The sequence below is a fragment of the Alienimonas sp. DA493 genome, from assembly GCF_043951915.1.
In the GTDB taxonomy this organism is placed as follows: Bacteria; Planctomycetota; Planctomycetia; order Planctomycetales; family Planctomycetaceae; genus Alienimonas.
Map to the genome: position 1 here is coordinate 1 of NZ_JBINJD010000100.1, position 18,806 is coordinate 18,806.

16 protein-coding genes are annotated in these 18,806 nt (G+C 70.9%); 6 read left to right on the forward strand and 10 right to left on the reverse strand.

What is annotated here, in order from left to right:
* From ACG2DA_RS15015 to ACG2DA_RS15030, 4 genes are all read left to right on the forward strand, one after another.
* The coding region (locus ACG2DA_RS15015; protein ID WP_395256616.1) for an SEC-C metal-binding domain-containing protein at positions 1-117 on the forward strand (117 nt) is incomplete at its 5' end.
* A gap of 31 nt (positions 118-148) precedes the next feature.
* Positions 149-1,528, forward strand: a complete 1,380-nt coding sequence (locus ACG2DA_RS15020) for a 3-deoxy-D-manno-octulosonic acid transferase (RefSeq protein WP_395256601.1) — start codon at positions 149-151, stop codon at positions 1,526-1,528.
* A gap of 156 nt (positions 1,529-1,684) precedes the next feature.
* Complete coding sequence (metK, locus tag ACG2DA_RS15025) at positions 1,685-2,866, forward strand: methionine adenosyltransferase (RefSeq protein ID WP_395256602.1); 1,182 nt, start codon at positions 1,685-1,687, stop codon at positions 2,864-2,866.
* 62 nt (positions 2,867-2,928) lie between these two features.
* Positions 2,929-3,702, forward strand: a complete 774-nt coding sequence (locus tag ACG2DA_RS15030; RefSeq protein WP_395256603.1) for a hypothetical protein — start codon at positions 2,929-2,931, stop codon at positions 3,700-3,702.
* On the opposite strand, the gene ACG2DA_RS15035 is transcribed toward ACG2DA_RS15030, so the two are convergent.
* Positions 3,684-4,103 (reverse strand): hypothetical protein, encoded by a 420-nt coding sequence (locus ACG2DA_RS15035; protein ID WP_395256604.1) that lies wholly within the window; start codon positions 4,101-4,103, stop codon positions 3,684-3,686. The two genes, ACG2DA_RS15030 and ACG2DA_RS15035, sit on opposite strands and share 19 nt — an antisense overlap.
* A 114-nt stretch (positions 4,104-4,217) precedes the next feature.
* On the opposite strand from ACG2DA_RS15035, the gene ACG2DA_RS15040 reads away from it, so the two are divergent.
* Positions 4,218-5,372, forward strand: coding sequence for a 3-oxoacyl-ACP synthase III family protein (locus ACG2DA_RS15040; RefSeq protein WP_395256605.1), 1,155 nt, complete (start codon positions 4,218-4,220; stop codon positions 5,370-5,372).
* Between the two features lie 63 nt (positions 5,373-5,435).
* Here ACG2DA_RS15040 and ACG2DA_RS15045 read toward each other — a convergent pair whose 3' ends face one another.
* Positions 5,436-6,779 carry a hypothetical protein gene (locus tag ACG2DA_RS15045; RefSeq protein ID WP_395256606.1) on the reverse strand — a complete coding sequence of 448 codons (1,344 nt, stop codon included), beginning with the start codon at positions 6,777-6,779 and terminating at the stop codon, positions 5,436-5,438.
* Between the two features lie 98 nt (positions 6,780-6,877).
* Between ACG2DA_RS15045 and ACG2DA_RS15050 the strand changes: the two genes are divergently transcribed.
* Positions 6,878-7,825, forward strand: coding sequence for a 6-phosphogluconolactonase (locus ACG2DA_RS15050; RefSeq protein ID WP_395256607.1), 948 nt, complete (start codon positions 6,878-6,880; stop codon positions 7,823-7,825).
* 83 nt (positions 7,826-7,908) lie between these two features.
* On the opposite strand, the gene ACG2DA_RS15055 is transcribed toward ACG2DA_RS15050, so the two are convergent.
* The 8 genes from ACG2DA_RS15055 to ACG2DA_RS15090 form a co-directional block, all read right to left on the reverse strand.
* Positions 7,909-8,322, reverse strand: a complete 414-nt coding sequence (locus ACG2DA_RS15055; RefSeq protein ID WP_395256608.1) for a bifunctional nuclease family protein — start codon at positions 8,320-8,322, stop codon at positions 7,909-7,911.
* Positions 8,323-8,463: 141 nt separating this feature from the next.
* Positions 8,464-11,565 carry a valine--tRNA ligase gene (locus ACG2DA_RS15060; protein ID WP_395256609.1) on the reverse strand — a complete coding sequence of 1,034 codons (3,102 nt, stop codon included), beginning with the start codon at positions 11,563-11,565 and terminating at the stop codon, positions 8,464-8,466.
* A 50-nt stretch (positions 11,566-11,615) separates the two neighbouring features.
* The gene (locus ACG2DA_RS15065; protein WP_395256610.1) at positions 11,616-12,248 is read right to left on the reverse strand and encodes a Uma2 family endonuclease; all 633 of its coding nucleotides are present in this window, start codon (positions 12,246-12,248) and stop codon (positions 11,616-11,618) included.
* A gap of 39 nt (positions 12,249-12,287) precedes the next feature.
* On the reverse strand, positions 12,288-13,943 hold the full coding sequence (gene cimA, locus ACG2DA_RS15070; RefSeq protein ID WP_395256611.1) for a citramalate synthase: 1,656 nt from the start codon (positions 13,941-13,943) through the stop codon (positions 12,288-12,290).
* Between the two features lie 149 nt (positions 13,944-14,092).
* Complete coding sequence (locus tag ACG2DA_RS15075) at positions 14,093-15,202, reverse strand: AAA family ATPase (RefSeq protein WP_395256612.1); 1,110 nt, start codon at positions 15,200-15,202, stop codon at positions 14,093-14,095.
* 9 nt (positions 15,203-15,211) lie between these two features.
* Entirely contained in the window at positions 15,212-16,576 is a 1,365-nt protein-coding gene (locus ACG2DA_RS15080) for an MFS transporter (RefSeq protein ID WP_395256613.1), read from the reverse strand.
* Between the two features lie 217 nt (positions 16,577-16,793).
* Positions 16,794-17,603 carry an ABC transporter permease gene (locus ACG2DA_RS15085; RefSeq protein ID WP_395256614.1) on the reverse strand — a complete coding sequence of 270 codons (810 nt, stop codon included), beginning with the start codon at positions 17,601-17,603 and terminating at the stop codon, positions 16,794-16,796.
* Between the two features lie 31 nt (positions 17,604-17,634).
* Positions 17,635-18,717 carry an ATP-binding cassette domain-containing protein gene (locus ACG2DA_RS15090; RefSeq protein WP_395256615.1) on the reverse strand — a complete coding sequence of 361 codons (1,083 nt, stop codon included), beginning with the start codon at positions 18,715-18,717 and terminating at the stop codon, positions 17,635-17,637.
* Between the last annotated feature and the right edge of the window lie 89 nt (positions 18,718-18,806).

Consider the following 18,806-nt stretch of genomic DNA (forward strand, 5'->3'; position numbering starts at 1 on the left):
GGCGCCGACGCCGCGGTCGCCCCCATCAAGAACACCTCGCCGGACGTCGGCCGCAACGACCCGTGCCCCTGCGGCAGCGGGAAGAAGTACAAGAAGTGCCACGGCGCCGACGCCTGAGCGCCCACGAACACTCCGGACCGGCAAGGGAATGCCGCACCTGTTCAACGCCGCCTACCTGCTCGCGCTGGTCCTCGCCGCGCCCTACTTGGCGTGGCGCCGGTTCGCGCAGGGGAAGGACCGCACCGGCTGGAACGAGAAGCTGACCGGCCGCGTCGAACCGCGCACCGGGGACGAACCGTGTCTCTGGTGGCACGCCGTCAGCGTGGGCGAGGTCCTGCAGTTGCCCAACCTGATCGCCGCGGTGCGGGAGCGGCGGCCGGAGGCGGTTCACGTCGTCACCGTCTCCACCGGCACCGGGCTGGAGGTGGCCCGCAAAAAGCTGCCGGACGTCGCGGTCCACCAGGCCCCGCTGGATTTCAGTTGGGCGATCGACGCGTTCCTGCGTCGCACCCGGCCCTCGGCGCTGGCGCTGGTCGAACTGGAACTGTGGCCGAACCTCGTCCGCCGCTGCGAGGCGGCCGGCGTGCCGGCGGCCGTGGTGAACGGCCGGCTGAGCGCCAACAGCTTTCGCGGCTACCGCCGCGTCCGCCCGCTGATCCGCGGCACGTTCGCCCGGTTGGCGTGGGTCGGCGCCCAAACGGGGGAGTACGCCCACCGCTTCGTCGCCCTCGGCGCCCCGCGCGAGCGGGTTGCGGTCACCGGCAGCGTGAAGTTCGACGGCCTCCGCGTCGATTCGGCCAACCCCGCGACGCGGGTGCTGCGGGAGGCGTTCGGGCTGGACGAAGACGCCCCGGTCCTGCTCGCCGGCAGCACCGGCGACCCGGAGGAGGCGATCGTGCTGGACGCCTACGAACAGATCCGCCGCACGGTCCCCGACTGCCGCCTGCTGATCGCCCCCCGCCACAAGGAGCGGTTCGAAGCGGTGGCGTCGCTGATTGAAGCCCGCGGCCACGCCCTCCGGCGCCTCAGCCGGATTCGCGGGAAGGGGGAAGGGGGAAGGGGGGAGGAGGAACGGTCCGCCGACTCGCCGATTACTCCTCCCTCATCACCCCTCCCCCCTCACCCCGTCCTGTTGCTCGACACCCTCGGCGACCTCTCCGCGGCGTGGGGTCTGGCGACGGTCGCGTTCGTCGGCGGGAGCCTGAACGACCGCGGCGGGCAGAACATGCTGGAGCCGGCGGCGTACGGGGCGGCGGTGACCTTCGGCCCCAACACCCGCAACTTCGCCGACGTCGTCGCCAAGCTGAAGGCCGCCGACGCGGCGACCGAGGTGACCGACGCCGCCTCGCTGGCCGCCGCCGCGTTCGGGTTCCTCACCGACCCCGCGGTCCGGGCGGCGATCGGCTCGCGGGCGCAACAGGTGATCCGGGAAAACGCCGGCGCGACCGCTGCCACCGCGGACGCGGTCGTGGCCCTGCTGCCGGTCGCCGGCGTCGCAGCGGATGCGCCGCTGGCGCGGGCTGCGTGAGCCGCGAGGGCGGCGGTTTGCCCGGTCGGCGGGCGGACCGCTAGACTCTCCGGCGCCGGCGAACCGGCCCGTGCTTCACTTACTGATCCACCGACGCGCCCGCCGCGTTTTATTCGTACAGTTTCGCGCCGCCCGTGCGCGCCGATCGGAGTCCCCATGGCGAATTTCCTCTTCACCAGCGAGTCGGTGAGCATGGGGCACCCGGATAAGGTGTCCGATCAGATTTCCGACGCGGTGCTGGACGCCCTGCTGGCCGCCACGCCGGAGAAGCAGCGGGCCGAGGTGCGGTGCGCCTGCGAGACCCTGTGCACCACCAACCGCGTGGTGCTCGGCGGGGAGATCCGCCTGCCGGAGGGCGTGTCGTTCCCGGACCTCGAACCGGTCGTCCGCGGCGTGGTCCGGGACATCGGCTACCTGGACGAGGACGTGAAGTTCCACGCCGACACCCTGGCGTTCGAGAACTATCTGCACGAGCAGAGCGCCGACATCGCGATGGGCGTGGACGCCAAGGACGAGAAGGACGTCGGCGCCGGCGACCAAGGCCTGATGTTCGGCTACGCCTGCAAGGAAACGCCGGAACTGATGCCCCTGCCGATCAGCCTCGCCCACAAGGTGCTGGCCCGGCTGAACAAAGCCCGCTTCGAGGGCGAGGTCGACTGGCTGCGGCCGGACAGCAAGTCCCAGGTGACCGTGCGGTACGAGGACGACCGCCCCGTCGCCGTGGACGCCGTCGTCGTCTCCACCCAGCACGCCAAGGGCGTCTCTCAGGCGGACATCAAGGCGTTCGTGCGGGACGTGGTGGTGAAGGACGCGATCCCCAACGAGATGTTGAACGGCGACGTCACCTACCACATCAACCCGACGGGCCAGTTCATCGTCGGCGGCCCGGACGGCGACTGCGGCCTGACCGGCCGGAAGATCATCGTCGACACCTACGGCGGTTGGGGCCGGCACGGCGGCGGGGCGTTCAGCGGCAAGGACTCCACCAAGGTCGACCGCAGCGCCGCCTACATGGCCCGGCACGTCGCCAAAAACATCGTCGCCGCCGACCTGGCGGAGTACTGCGAAGTCCAGTTGGCCTACGCCATCGGCGTGTCGGACCCGGTCAGCGTGCGGTGCGAAACCTTCGGCACCAGCGAACTGCCCGAGGAGAAGCTGACCGCCGCCATCCGCGAGATCTTCCCGCTCACCCCGCGGGCGATCATCGAGCACCTCGACCTGCGGCGCCCGGTGTTCCGCGACACCGCTCACGGCGGGCACTTCGGCCGCACCGGCGACGCCTTCACTTGGGAGCAAACGGAGCACGCCGCCGCGCTGAAGGACGCGGCCCACTCCTGACGACGTTGCAGCGGCGAAACCCGCGTTGACCTGCCGGCCCGCTCCGATCGATGGTCGGGGGGATGTTCGCCGCGCCGCCCCGCTGCCGCCCATGGATCGGCCCGGCGTGTGCGGCGGCGTGGGGCCTGTCGGCCGCCGTGCTGCTGACGACCGTCTGTCTCGGCTTGGCGGTGGGCTCCTGGCCCGTCCGGGCGACGCTCGCCGCGGGTTTCGCCCTCGCTGCCGCCGTTTGGGGGTGGAGAAACGCCCCGCGGGTCTGGCGGGGTTGGATTGCGGCGGCCCCGTTCGCCGGCTGGGCGATCGGCGCATTCGGCTGGGAGGGGGCCACGGTCGCGGCGATCGCCGCCTGGCTCGCCCTGCTGACGACGGGGACCGTCCGGCGGGAACCGCGTCTGCGGCCAGAGGGGCCTCTCGCAAAACCCCACGACCTGGGGCGTGAGCCTGCAGCGCAAGCTCCGGCCGTCGCCCTTGCCGAAGTTCGAACCGCACCGCCGGAGCGTGCGCTCCGCGCTGGTATCGAATTCGAGGACTCGGAACTGGACGATCCGGAGTTTGAGGAGCCGGAGTGCGACGAACCGGAGCCGGATCAGTGGTTCAGCCGGACCGCGGACGCGGTGGAGGGGGAATTGCTCGTGCGGTGCGAGGGCGGCGTCGGCAGCGGCCACGTGCTGTTCTGGCCGGCGCTGCCGGGCACGCCGCGGGTGCATTGCCATCCGGCGGACGGCCTCGGCCGGGTGAGGGCGACGCGGGCGCTGCCGCAGGGCGTGCGGTTCGAGGTTGTGCGGCCCGACGGCGAAACCGGCCCGGTTCGCGTCTGCTACGAGGCGACCGTCTGACCGGCGTCCGGCGGCCCCGGCAGGTGCAGTTCGAGGGCGACCTCCTCCACGCTCGTCCCCGCCGACAGCGTCAGATCCAACCGGCGCCGCGATCCCGCGGCCCCCAACAGCGGGGTGATCGCCGCTCCGGCGCCGCCGTCCGGCGGGGCGGGGAGGGGGGCGTCGTCGAGACTCGCCGGGGGCACGGCGGGCTCGGCCGCGACGGAGAGCCGCACCGTCGTGCCGTCCTCCAGCCCGGTCGGCGTGTTGAAGAAACGACGCAGCACGCCCGGTCCGGCGGCCTGGAAGGGCAACCGGGCGGGGGCGGCGGGCTCGCCCCGGGCGGCCCATTCCCACGGCCCCCGCAGGCGGATGCGGTGCGGCTTGCGCGGGTCGACCGGCGGGGCGGGGGGCGTTGGCACGGGGACGGTGCGGACCGGCATGGCTGGCGGAAAGGGGCGTCAGTATACTGTTTTCCCTCTCGTACGAATCCGGCTCCGCCCGAGTTCCGCACCGCCCGCCCGCCGGCCGTCCCGTTGAGCCACATCGAAACGCTCCCCGACGCCGTCGCCTCGGACGCGCAGGCGTTCCGCTCGCCCGTGGCGCCGTCGCCCGCCGACGGCCGCCGTCTCCCGGAGGTTCCGATCGAGGATTTCGCGCACCGTCCCCGGAAGACGCCGAAGTACTTTCGGGGTTCCCGCCGCACCCAACGCCTGACCGGCGTGCGGATCGTCGGCACCGGCTCGCACGTGCCCCCGCGGGTCGTGACGAACGAGGAACTGGAGGTTCAGCACGGCTTTGAGCCCGGCTGGATCGAACGCCGCACCGGCATTCTGGAGCGGCGCTACGCCCCGGAGGATCAGGCCACCAGCGACCTGTGCGTTCCCGCGGCTCGGGACGCCCTGCACGCCGCGGGGCTGCGGGCCGCCGACGTCGACCTGCTGGTCGTCGGCACCTTCACGCCGGACCAGTCCTGCCCGAGCACCGCGAACCTCGTCCAGCACCGGCTGGGCCTGGACGCCCCCGCGTTCGACGTGCAGGCGGCGTGCAGCGGGTTCATGTACTCCCTCGTCACCGCGGCCCAGTACGTCGCCACCGGGAATGCGAAACACGCCCTGGTGATCGGGGCCGATCTGAACAGCCGGATCGTGAACCCCACCGAGATGACCGTCGCCCCGCTGTTCGGCGACGGCGCCGGAGCGGTGGTGCTCAGCGCCGGCGGGCCAGATCAGGGATTGGTCCGCTATCAGCTCGGCAGCGACGGCGGCGGCGGGCCGCTGCTGGAGATCCCCCACGGCGGTACCCGCACTCCGATCACCGCCGAGGGCGTCGCCGACGGCAAGCATTACCTCTCGATGGACGGCCGCACCGTCTTCAAGTGGGCCGTCGAGGCGATCGAACACAGCATCGGCTACGTGCTGGAGACCGAGGGCCTCCACCCCACCGAGGTCGCCGGCTACTTCCTCCACCAGGCGAACATCCGCATCCTCGACCACGCCACCGGCTGTCTGGGGCTCGATCCGGAGCGGGTCTGGAACAATCTTTCCCGGTACGGGAACACCTCCGCCGCGTCGATCCCCCTCTGTCTGGACGAGGCCGTGCGGAAGGGGCAGGTCGAACCCGGCGACGCCCTGCTGCTGTGCGGCTTCGGCGCCGGCCTGACCTGGGGCACCGGGGTATTGCGCTGGTAGGGTCCGCTGTGCGGACCGTTCCGAGAACGCTCCGACCAGACGGGGCGGTCCGCACAGCGGACCCTACACCGTCGGCCGGTGCGGGCGTTCGATGACGGGCACGGAACTGGCCGCCACGCCGGTGCGGAGGGCTTCGCCGCCGCCGGCGGAGTCCTCCCGGCCGGGCTGCCAGATCTCGTCCGTCTCCACCGCGTCGTCCGCGTAGCGGAGCAGGAAGTAGCTGACGGCGACCAGCGTCCAGAACAGGCCGGCCGCGTAGGCCGCCGGCAGCGCCGTCCAGAGGGCGAGCCAGATCTCGCCCGCGGCGGCGGCGTCCGCGGTTCCCTCCGCACCCGGCCGCACGCCCAGCGAGGCGAGGTCCGCCGGACCCATGCCCACGCCGGCGCCCGCCGCGGCGAGCAGCGCCGCCGCCGCCGCCGCGAACTGCACCAGCGTGACGGCGACCGCCGCGACGATCGCCCCCGCGACGACGTGACACGCCAGCCGCAGCGGGCGGCCGAGCACGTAGCTGAACGCCCGGCTGAAGGCGTCGAAGGCGTCGGACTTTTCCACCGCCAACGCGGAGAGCATCAGCGGCCAACCGACCGCCAACAGCACGATCAGCACGACCGCGGCCAGTCCCGCCAGCAGCGCGGCCCCCCACAGCACGGCGACCAGCCACGGCCCCACGGCCGGCAGATCGCCCGCCCACCCCAACACGATCAACCCCAGCGCCAGGACGCCCAAGCCCACCGCCGGCAGCAGCGGCCCGCCGAGGGAACTCACCCAGCGTCCCCCGGCCATCCGCAGAGCGGCGAGCGGCGAATCGCTCGCCCCGACCGCGAACCGCACCGCGGCGGCCCGGCAGATCGCGGTGCCGAAGAACCCCCACACCAGCAACGCCCAGAACAATCGGGCGACCCCGCCGAGCGTCTGCGGCCAATCGGCGACGCTGAGCAGGTCGTTCAGCCCCGCGGCGGGGAGGTGCAGCGGCGCGATCAGCGCGCGGACGGCCGGGCTCTCCTCCAGCGCCCCCGGCAACGGCGGACCGAAGTACGCCGCCGGCGGCGGGTCCCAGGGGAACGTGGAAGCCGTCGCCCGGATCGGGCCGCCGACGAGTTCGCTGAGGGCGAAGTCGCCCGCGGCGGCGGCCAGCAGGCCGGCAAAGGCCAGCGCCACGATCGTCGGGGACAGGGCGATCCGCGGGGCTTCCAGCAGCCGGACCTCCGGCAGCCAATAGGTCCAGTCCACCGGACGATTTGAGGGCGGGGGAAAGGCGCCGCCGGGCAGGGGCGGCGGGGCGAGGCCGTCCCGCTGATTCGTGACGGGCCGCGGCTCCACCCGCGGCGGCGATTCGGCCGCGGCGGCGGCCCCGGCGGGCTCAGCGGGGGCGTCGGACGGCGGGGGGGGCGGTTCGGCGTCGGTCATCGCGGCGGGCCGGGGACGGCGGCGGAGTGTACGAACCCCCGCTAACGTGAGCGACCCGCCCGCTCCCCGCGCCCGCTTCCCCCGCGCCCGGTTCCGCCATGAATCTGCCCGACACGCTCCCCGGCTCGCTGCTGGAAGGCTTCTTCCCGGACGGCTGGGACCTGCGGACGATCGACGCCTGCGTCGGCGAGCCCGGCACGGCCCGGGACCGGCAGCCGCACTGGCACGCGGACTTCGAGCCGGTCTCCTGCGACACCGTCGAGGACTTCGACGTCCGCATGGGCCACGAGATCGCCCTGACGATCCGCCGGACCCGTGAGGCCGGGAAGCAGTTGGCGATGATCCTGCCGGTCGGCCCGATGGGCATGTACCGCTGGGCGGTGTTCTTCCTGACCGAATGGGGCGTGGACTGCGGGCACGTCCACGGCTTCAACATGGACGAATGGAGCGACGCCGACGGCGGCACGCTCCCGCCGTCCGACCCCGGCGCCTTCACCAACGCGATGACGCAGGCGTTCTACGGCCCCCTCGGCAGGGCCGCCCCGCCGGAGAGCCAGCGGAACTTCGCCACCGCCGAGAACCTGCCGACCTACGCCGAGAAGATCGCCGCCCTCAAGGCGGACGGGGCGGAGCTGGTCACGGTGTTCGGCGTCGGCCGGGTCTGCCACATCGCCTTCTGGGAGCCGCACTTCGCCGCGGAGTACGACAGCGAAGCCGATTGGAAGGCCGCGACGCACCGCCTCGGGGCGAAGCTGCACCCCCTCACGGTGGAGCAGAACGCGATCACGTCGTTCAAGTCCCGCACCACGCTGGTGCCGGCCTACGCCAACACGATCGGCCCGGGGCTGTTCCTCCAGAGCGACCGCATCATCGGCGGCTGCGACGGCGTGCTCGGCCGCGGCATGCAGTGGCAGGGCCTCAGTTTCTGGACGACCCTCCGCCACGAACCGACGCCGTGGATCCCGTCCACCTACATGCCCACGCTGCCCGGCCGGCTGTTCTACCTGGACGAACTGGAAGGCCCGCTGGAGGCGGAATGCAACTGACGGACGTGACTCAGTGAGCCCGAAGCGCAAGCGAGGGTGGACGGCTCCGAGCCTCGCTTGCGCTTCGGGCTCACCGTCAGGGCTTACGTCACCTCGTCCAACACCGCCTCGCTGACGAAGATCGGGCGGGGCGGGGTGTGGTGGACGGCGAGGGCGATCGCGTCGGAGGGCCGGCTGTCCAGTTCGGTCTCGGTCCCGTCGCGGAGCAGACGGATCTTGGCGAAGTAGGTGTGGTCCTGCAGGTGGGAGATCACCACGTCCTTCACCTCCGCCCCCAACTCCTCGATCGCCGATTTCAGCAGGTCGTGGGTCAGCGGCCGGGGGGCGGCGTCGCCGGTGACGGCCCGGCGGATGCTGCCGGCTTCGAACTCGCCCACCAGGATTGGAAACGTCCGCTCGCCGTCCGAGCCGTCGTCGGCGATCTCCGTCAGACAGAGGACCTGCTGTTCGTTGATGTCGGACAGGATGATCCGGCTCAGGCGCATCGGCACCAGCACGGGCGAACTCCGGGGGGGCGGCGGCGGGGACGCCATTCTACCGCAGCGTCGGGCGGCGTCCGAAATGACGAATGAGGAATGTCGAATGACGAACATACTGACGAGAAAATTCGTCATTCGTCATTCGTCATTCGTCATTCGTTACTCCAGCTCCGCCAGCACGTTCTCCGCCGCGGCGAGCTGGGCCTTCAGCGTGGCGAGCGTTTCCCGCACGCCCTCGACCACCTCGGCGGGGGCCCGGGAGACGAAGTTCTCGTTGGAGAGCTTCTTTTCGTGCCCGGCGATGTGGCCGCGGAGCCTTTCCGCCTCGGCCTGCTGGCGCTCGCGTTCGGCGTCCAGGTCGATGACGTCGCCCAGCGGGATGAAGCCCTCGGCGGGGGCGCCGTCCTCGCCGCCGGCGCTCAGGGAGAAGGCGGCGCTGGCCGGCGGGCGGGTCACCTCGGCGCCGGCCTTCGCCAGCACCACCCGGGCGAGTTGGTCGAACTGCTCCGCGATCGAGCCGAGATCCCCCGCGAAGTCCTCCGCGCTGCGGAGGTGCAATTGCAGCGGCGCCGCCGGCGGGAGGTTGTAGACCCCGCGGACGTTCCGCACCGCGACGACGACCTCCTTTAACGCGTCGAAGCGGGCTTCGAGGGCGTCGTCCACATCCTCTCGTCGGGCCTCCGGCCACCCGGCGAGGGCGCAGAGGTCGGCCGCTGAGGTCGGCTCCGGCAGACCGCGTTCGGGGGCGACCTCCTTGAGATTCGCCCAAACCTCCTCCGTCACGAACGGCGCCCAGGGGTGGACCAGCCGCAGGATCGAATCCAGCACGTGCACCAGCACCCGCTGGGCGGCGGCCCGCTCCTCGGTCTGCTCCTCGCCCTCGGCGAGCCGCAGGCGGGGTTTGACCATCTCGACGTACCAGTCGCAGAACTCGTCCCAGACGAAGCCCCGCAGCGCCCGGGTGGCGGCGTCCAACTGGTAGCGCCCCAGCAGCGTGTCCACCTCCGCCGTGACCTTCGCCAGCCGGGAGAGCACCCAGCGGTCTTCAAGCTGAAGGTCCGCCGCCGCGACCGGGCCGGGCACGTAGCCCTTCAGGTTCATCGCCGCGAAGCGGGCGGCGTTGTACAGCTTGTTGCAGAAGTTCCGGCCGTACTCGAAGCGGTCCGCCACCACGCGGGCCACCGGCACGCCGGGGTCCGGTTCGTAGTTCGGCGTGACGTACTGCAGATCCGCCTTCGCCTTGGGAAAGCGGACGGTCGGTTTGACAAGGGACCCGTCCTCGGCCTGCTCCGGCTTGGCCTCCGTGTGGGCCTGCGTCTGGGGGACGATCTCGCCAGTCTCGGGGTGCTCGTAGCTGACGGGCAGCCGCACGTCCTGCGTTTCGCCGGCGAAGCTGGCGATCGTGAACCGCACGGCGTCCGGGCCGTACTTCTCCACCAGCTCCAACGGATCGACGCCGTTGCCCTTCGACTTGGACATCGTCCGCCCGAAGCCGTCGAGGATCTTCGGATGGATGTAGACGTGCTTGAACGGCACGTCGTTCCGCAGGTACTTGCCGAACAGCACCATGCGGGCGACCCACAGGGTGATGATGTCCCGGCTCGTGACCAGCACGCTGGTGGGATAGAAATATTGCAGGTCCGGCGTCTCCTCCGGCCAACCGAGCGTTTCCAGCGGCCACAGGGCGCTGCTGAACCAGGTGTCGAGCACGTCCGGGTCCTGCTCGAACCCTTCCGCAGCGTACTTCTCCTCCAGGTCCGCAGCGTCGTCGGCGATGCAGATCAGCACGGTGACCGTGTCGGCCTCGGCGTCGCGGGTCGTCTGCACGGCGACGCGGCCGGCTTCGTCGGCGGGGATCTCCCAGCCGTCCGGGTACTTCGAATCGAACTCCCCGGCGGGGAAGGTGCGGCTCCAGATCGGGATGCGGTGCCCCCACCACAGTTGGCGGGAGATGCACCAGTCCCGCTTCTCGCCGAGCCAGTCGGTAAACGTTTTCTGGTAGCGGCTGGGGTAGAAGCGGACGGCGCCCTCCTCGACGGCGTCGATGGCGGATTGGGCGAGGTCCACGTCGTCGGAGCCGTCCTCGGACGGGCCCATGCGGACGAACCACTGATCGCTCAGCAACGGCTCCACCGGCGTTTTGGAGCGGTCGGAGTGCTTCAGCTGGATTACCCGGTCCTCCACGCCGTCGTAGAAGCCGAGCTCCTCCATCGCCTCGACCACCTTGCCGCGGGCCTTGAGCCGGTCCAGCCCGGCGAACGGGCCGGCGGCCTCGTTCATCGTGCCGTCCGGGTGGAGGACGTTCAGCATCTCCAGCCCGTTCCGCAGACCGCAGGCGTAGTCGTTGGGGTCGTGGGCCGGGGTGACCTTCACGGCCCCGGTGCCTTTCTCCGGGTCGGCCAGCAGGGCGTCGGCGATGATCGGCACCAGCCGCCCGGTCAGCGGTACGCGGACCCGCTCGCCGACGAGGTCCGCGTAGCGTTCGTCCGAGGGGTGCACGCAGACGGCCACGTCGCCCAGCATCGTCTCCGGCCGGGTCGTGCTGAACTGGATGGACTTCTTCGTGTCGTTCCCGTCGGCGTCGACGATTGGGTAGTGGAAGGTCCAGAAAGAGCCCTGCGTTTCCTCTTCGAACACTTCGTCGTCGGCGACGGCGGTTTGCAGGTGGGTGTCCCAATTCACCAGCCGCTTGCCGCGGTAGATCAGGCCGTCGCGGAACAGTTTGAAGAACGCCGCCCGCACGGCCCGGCTGCACATGTCGTCCAGCGTGAAGCGCGTCCGGCGGAAGTCCGCGCTGGCGCCGAGGGATTTCAGCTGCCCGAGGATGCGGCCCTCGTAGGTCTCCTTCCACGCCCAGATGCGGTTCACGAGGGCCTCCCGGCCGACGTCGTGCCGCGTGAGGCCTTCCTCCTCCAGCATCCGCCGTTCGACGACCGCCTGCGTGGCGATGCCGGCGTGATCGGTGCCGGGCTGCCAGAGGGCTTCGAAGCCCTGCATCCGCCGCCAGCGGGTGACGAGGTCCTGCACGGTGCCGTTGAGGGCGTGCCCCATGTGCAGGGCGCCGGTGACGTTGGGCAGCGGCATCATCACCGCGTGCGACGGCTTCGGCTCCGCCCCGTCGGCCACGGGCTCGGCGGCGCCGGTGATCGGGCTGACGCCCAGCGTCTCCGGCGGATCGGCGTGGGCGGCGCCGGCCTCGTCCCAAACCGGGGTCCACTTGGCGGCGGCGGCGGCGGGGTCGTACTGCTTGGGAAGGTCCATAGCGTGTTCTAGCAGATCGGCCGGTTCGTTCAGCCGGACGGACGGGCGGTTCAGCCGAGCAGATCGGCGAGCGGCAGAGAGACGTCCCCGCCGGGCAGCGGCAGCGTCGCCGTATCGGCGGCGGCGAGGGTGACGAGAGACTGGTAGGTCGCCGCCGCGGGGTCCGGGGCGCTGCGCACCTCGAGGGTGCGGGTCGGGAGATGAATCAGCCAGTAGACCGGCACCCCGGTCTCGGCGTAGATGCGGACTTTCGTCGTCCGTTCGTTCCGGTAGGAGCTATCGGCGACTTCCAGCAGGAGCAGAATGTCCTCCGCAACGGGGTAACGATCGTCGTATCTCTCCACCGGCCCTCGCACGATCGCTCCGTCGGGCTGCGGACCGTCGTGAGGCGGCAGGAGAACGGTTTTTTCTTCCCGGTAGACGCCGCCCGCCGCTTCGACAAGGGGCTCGAGGAGTTTGCGAGCCCGAACGACCGTCCTGATGTGCTCCGGACCCATGATCGTCACCTCGTCCTGGTAGGAGTCGCGGGCGTCCCGGAGCACGACCAGTCCGTCGAGGAGTTCCACCTTCCGGTCCGGCGGAAAACGCCCCGCCTCGGCGTCCGCGGCGAACTGATCGGCGGTGATCCGCAGCGGCGGGGGGGCCGACCCCGCGGGCGGCGGATCGGCAGTGAGAGTCAGCATCGGGACGTTCTCCGAAGCAGGAAACGAAACGCCGGCGAGTTACGTTCGACCGACCGCATCCGGTGCGTCGCACCGTGCCAGCGCGTATTCGATGCTGTCGCACAGGGCCAGCCAGCTGGCTTCCACAACGTTTTCGCTCACGCCGACGGTCGACCAGTCCGCCGGTTCGCCGGGGCCGGAGCCGTGGGATTCGATCATCACCCGCACCTTCGCCGCGGTGCCCTCGGTCGGGTTGATGACCCGCACCTTGTAGTCCGTCAGCGAGACCTCGGCGAGTTGCGGGTAAACCGGCAGCAGCGCCTTGCGGAGGGCGGCGTCCAGGGCGTTGATCGGGCCGTCGCCCTCGGCCACCTCGTGCCGCACCTCCTCGGAGCCGTCCTCCATCGGGATCCGCAGTTTCACGCTGGCCTCCGTCACCGGCTCCTCGCCGGCGACTCGGGTCTCCTGCCCGCTCTCGATGTTCACCCGGTAGTGGTCCCGGTTGAAGTGCGACTCGAAGGTGCCGGCGCACTTCTTGACCAGCAACTCGAAGCTCGCCTCGGCGGCCTCGAACTGGTAGCCGGCGTGCTCCAGCTCGACGACCCGCGCCAGCACCTTGCGCATCAGGGCATCGTCGGCGTCGATCTTCAGCTTGGTCGCCGCGGCGACGATGTTGGACCGGCCGGACAGCTCCGAGACCAGGATCCGCCGCTCGTTGCCGACCTTCGCCGGGTCAATGTGCTCGTAGCTGCTCGCCAACCGATTGACCGCGTGCACGTGCATCCCGCCCTTGTGGGCGAAGGCGCTGGAGCCCACGAACGGCTGGCCGCGACGCAGCGAGAGGTTCGCCGTCTCGTAAACGAAACGGCTCAGCTCCGTGAGGTGTTGCACGCCGCCGTCCCCGTCGGCAGCGGGCCGCAGAACCTCGCAGTCCAGTTTGAGGGCGAGGTTCGCGGCGGCGGCGATCAGGTCCGCGTTGCCGCAGCGCTCGCCGACGCCGTTGATCGTGCCCTGCACCTGGACCGCCCCGGCCTGCACGGCGGCGAGGGTGTTGGCGGTGGCGAGGTCCGAATCGTTGTGGCAGTGGATGCCCACCGGACAGCGGACCGCCTCGCGGGCGGCCTGCACCGCCTCGGCGACGAAGTCTGGCAGGCTGCCGCCGTTGGTGTCGCAGAGCACGACGATCTCCGCCCCGGCGTCGGCGGCGGCCCGGATCGTCTCGAGAGCGAACTCCGGGTTGGCGCGGTAGCCGTCGAAGAAGTGCTCCGCGTCGTAGATCACCCGCCGGCCGCCGCTCTCGCTGGAGCCGGCCTGCAGGAAGGCGACGGAGTCCGCAATCATCGCTCGGTTCTCCTCCCGGCTGACGCGGAGCACCTCGTTCACGTGCAGGTCCCACGTCTTGCCGACCACCGTGACGGCCGGCGTCTCCGCGGCGAGCAGCGCCTTCAGGCCGACGTCGTCCTCCGCGGCGATCTCCCGGCGGCGGGTCATGCCGAAGGCGCACAGCGTGGCGTGCTTCAGGTCCACGTCGCGGACCCGCTGGAAGAACTCCGCGTCCTTCGGGTTGCTCAGCGGGTAGCCGCCCTCAATGAAGTCGAAGCCCAGTTCGTCCAACCGCTGGGTGATCAGCAGCTTGTCCTGCACGCTGAACGCGACGCCCTCCCCCTGGGAGCCGTCGCGGAGGGTGGTGTCGTAAAGTTGGACGCGTCGGGACATGAGAACGAAAAAGCAGAACGGGGCGCCCGGGGGACACGCGGGGCGGGGGGGAGGATACGCGAAACAAGCGGGGCGGTCCCGTAGGGTCCGCTATGCGGACCGCGTTCGAGGACGGCGGCCGACACACCAGTCGGTCCGCACAGCGGTCCCTACGGCAGAATCTCCCGCAGCCACCGCGGGCCGGCCTCCGCCTGCCGGGGGACCGCGGCGATCAGTCGGGCGACGAGGTCGTCGGCGGTGAGGCCGGCGGCGTCGGCGTGAAAGTTCGGCAGGATGCGGTGTCGCAGCGCCGCCGGGGCGACCGCGGCCACGTCGTCCCCGCCGGCGTGCACCTCGCCCCGCAGCGCCGCCCGGGCCTTGGCGCACAGGATCAACGCCTGAGCGGCCCGCGGCCCGGCGCCCCAGCGGACGTGCTCCATGACGAACTCCAGCGCCCCCGGGTTCACCCCGCTGACCTCCGCCCCCGGCCGGCTGGCCCGGGCCAATCGGGTCGCGTACCGCAGCGTCGCGTCGCTGACCGCGATTTTGCGGACCGCCGCCCGGGCCGCGAGCAGTTGCTCCCGGCCGATCACCGGTTCGATCGACGCCGGCGGGCCCGCGGTGGTGCGGCGGACGACTTCCACCTCGTCCTCCTCGGAGGGGTAGTCGATCGCGATTTGCAGCAGGAACCGGTCCAGCTGGGCCTCGGGTAGGGGGTAGGTGCCCTCGCTTTCGATCGGGTTCTGGGTCGCCAGCACGAAGAACGGGTCCGGCAGCGGGTGCCGGCGGCCGGCGGCGGTCACCTGGCGCTCCTGCATCGCTTCCAGCAGCGCCGCCTGGGTCTTCGGCGGGGTGCGGTTGATCTCGTCGGCCAGCAGCACGTTCGTGAAGATCGGCCCCGGCTCGAACCGGAACGACGGGCCGTCGCCGCCGGCGTGATTGGGAACCTCGCCGCCGCTGACGTCCGCCGGCATCAGGTCCGGGGTGAACTGGACCCGGTTGAAGTCCAGGTCCAGCGCCTCCGCGAGCGTGCGGACCAGCAGCGTCTTCGCCAGGCCCGGCACGCCGACGAGCAGGGCGTGCCCGCCGGCCAGCAGGGCCACGCAGGTCTGCTCGACGGCCTCCGTCTGCCCCACGATCGCCCGGCCGATCTGCTCCGTCAGGGCGCGGTAGGAGGTGGCGAGCCGGTCCAGCTCCGCCAGGTCCGCCTCCGTCGCCGGTCCCTCGGCGGGCGACGGGGCGAACGGGGGCGCGGCGGCGGGCGGGGCGTTGGCGGACACGCCGAAACCCTACCGCCCGGCGGCGATCGGTTCCCGCCCCGCGCGTTCCGCACGCGGCCCGATCGGCTCGAATCGTCCGGTCGGGGGGGCCGTTCGCTCCGGCGTCCCGTGCAGTTCGCCCCGCTTCTCCGCCTCGGCGAGCACGTCCACGTCCTCCCGTCGGCCGGCGGCGAGGTGGTAGTAGAGCCCGATCCCGCCGTCCAGCAGCGCCGCCCCCACGAACATCGGAATGAACTCCGTTCCGCCGGACAGCCCTGACGCCACGCCGAGGTCCACCATCCCCCCCAACACCGGGGCGCAAATCAGCATCCCGAGGTCGAAGAACCCCAGAATCAGCGTCGACGCCGTGCCGCGGTACCGCAGCGGGAACGTCTCCGTGCCGAGACTCACCACCGCCGGGAACAGCAGGGCGTGCCCGAACCCGACGAGGATCGCCGGCGGCACGAGGTGCCAGCCCTCGGAGACCAGCGGCAGGCAGAGGAACCCGAGCATCTGCCCGGCGAGGCCGAAATCGATCATCCGGTGCCGGCCGACCTTCTGGCTCCACCGCCGCGTCAACACCCGGAAGGTGAACGCGCTGATCGCGTAGCCCATAAAGAACGGGAAGATCCCGGGCAGCCCGCGGGCGGTGGCGAAGCGGGTCAGAAACACCGTCGAGACGGCGAAGCCGAGCCCCATCGCCCCGCCCACCAGCGTGACCGGGCCGGGCCAGTACCGGCGGAGTAGCGTGAGCGACCCAGTCCGCTCGTCCGGGGCATCGTGCCGGTAGGACCGCGTGAGGTACAGGGTGAACAACAGATAGATCGTCCCGCAGGCGGCGCTGGCGCCGAACAGGGCCAGATAACGGTCCGCCCCGACGGTTTGATAGAAGATCACGTCGCCGAGGATCGTGCCGGACATCATTCCCAGAAAGCCCGAACTGCCGAAGGTCGCGATCGCCTCCGTGCGGCGGCGGGCCGGCACGATGTTCTGAATGTGGACCAGCGAACAGCCGAACTGCCCCGCCAGCCCCACGGTGAACAGCAGCCGACCGAGGAAAATCGGCAGCCGCTCGCCCAGCCAGGCCAGGACCGGCCCGGCGTCCTTCGGCAGCGCCTCCGCCAGCGGACCGGCCGCCGCGAGCACCAACGCGCCGCTCACGCCGGTGGCGCTGCACGCGGCCCACACCTTCCGCACGCCCAAGCGGTCGATCGCCTCGCCGATCTTGAACCGGGCCGCCACCGCCCCGAACGTCGCCACGGAGACCGTCAGCCCGGCCAGCCCCTCGGTGCCGCCGAGGAAGTTGACCAGTTCTGCGAACCGAAACGTCAGCGCGTTCGAGGAGACGACCAGCAGGTTCGCCGCGAACGCGATCCAGAAGGCGGCGTGATACACCTCCGCCTTCGGCCGGCTTGAGGGGGACGCGGGCGGCGGCGGGGACGGTTCGGAGGTCGTCATGCGGCGGCGGGGCGAGGCGGCGACCGCGGGGCAGGCGGCGGGGCGGGAGTGTACGCGGCGGACACGCGCCGCCGATCGGGGTGATCCCCGTTCCCACAGAGTTCCTAAGAATCCACCCGGGCGAATCCGTCGTCGACGGAACCCGCCCCCGGGCTCAGCCGCCGAACGCCCCGTACCGTCGCACCCCGCGGCGGAAGACGACGCGGTTCACGATCAGCAGCCCGACCGCCCACGCCGCCCCCGTCAGCAGCACGCCGGGCAACTCCTCCGGCGAGTATTTGCCCAGCAGGATCGCCGCCGGCACGTAGGCCAGATATTTAAACGGCAGCCAGACGACGACCGCCGTCACCGGCTCCGGCAGCCAGTCCAGCGGAATCATGTGCCCGCTGAGGAAGTAGTTCAGCATCATATAGATGAACAACAGGCTGCTGATTTCCAAGAACCAGAAGCTGATCAGCCCGATCAGGCTTTCGATCAGAAACCCGATCGCGAACGCCAGTGCCAGGCTCGTCAAAAACGCTCCGAACACCGCGAAGCCCGGCCAGTCCGGCAGATAATCCCGGCAGAGCCAGAACACCAGCGCGAACGGCCCGGCGGCGATCAGGTAATACACCAGCTTGTGCGCCACCCGATGCACGAACAGGTAGCCGAGCATATCGATCGGTTGGGTGAGGTACTTTTTGACGACCCCCTCCCGCACCTCCAGGGCGATGCCGCTGGCGAGCCCCGGCATGCTGCTGAACGCTCGGCCGACCATCGCCAGCAGGTAATAGCTGATCATCTCCGGCAGCGAGTAGCCGTTCAGGCTATCCTCCCGCGTGCCGGCGTAGACGGCGGTCCACAGGAAGATCTGCGTGACGATCGGCAGGAACCGCACCAGCGTGCTGAAGGCGAAGTCCGCCCGATACGCCAGCCGCTCCGCCATCGCGGTTTTGAGGATCCACCAATTCAGTCGGAGGGACATGAACGCTCCTCGCGGGAGCGTCCCGGACGCTTCAAGCGTCCGGGACGCTCGGGTCGTGTTCGTGTTCTCCGAATAGATCCGCGATGACTTCCTCCAACGGCCGGTCGTTGACGCTCACGTCCTCAATCCGGTGCCGGTCCAGCAGGTCGGCCAGCACGCGGGGGATCTCCGCCCGGGCGACCTCAATGCGGGCCCGCGGGGCGACGGCCTGCAGCGGGGCGCCGTACCGCTCCAGGTCGTTCGGCACCTCGCCGGCGAAGGAGAGCTCGATAATTTTGTGGGTGCTAAATCGTTCCACGATCCCGCTCAGCGGGCCGTCGTGGCGGAGCGTGCCGTCGTCGATGATCACCGCCCGGTCGCACAGCGCCTCCACGTCCTTCATGTAGTGGCTCGTGAGGATCACCGTGGTGCCGCGTTCGGCCTGATAGGTCTTGAGGAAGGTCTGCACCGTCCGCTGACTGACCACGTCCAGTCCGATCGTCGGTTCGTCGAGGAACAGCACCTCCGGGGCGTGGAGCAGGGCGGCGATCAATTCCATCCGCATCCGCTCGCCCAGCGACAACTCCCGCACCGGCTGGCCAATTAACTTGCGCACCTTGAGCAGGTCGACCAGTTCGTCCAGCCGCGGCGCGAACTCCGCCGGCGGCACGCCGTAGATCTCGCGGTGCAGGTTGAACGACTCCTGGGCCGGCAGGTCCCACCAGAGCTGGTTCTTCTGCCCCATCACGAGGCTGAACCGGCGGCGGTAGGCGTTGGAGCGTTCCCACGGCGTGTAGCCGAGCACTGCGGCGTCGCCGTCGCTGGGGTGGATCAGCCCGGCGAGCAGCTTGAGCGTCGTCGTCTTCCCGGCGCCGTTGGGGCCGAGGAACGCCAGCATCTCCCCCCGCTCGACTCGGAACGAGACGTCCCGCACGGCGTGGACCTCGTTGTACTCCCGCCGGAACAGCCCGCCGACGCCGGCGAGCAGGCCCTCCCGCTTGCGGTAGACGCGGTAGGTCTTGGTGAGGCCGCGGGCCTCGATGGCGGCGGAGCCGTCGTCGGTTCGCGCGGCGCCCGCGCCGGCCGAGGCGGGACGGTCCGCGACGGCGGGGGCTTCCGGGGCGGCGACGGACATGCGGGCAGTCTAACCGGGTCGCGGGAAAGAACCGCCCCCGCCGACGGGGCGGGGGCCAAAAACGACAGCGTCCCGGCCCTCGGAAGGGG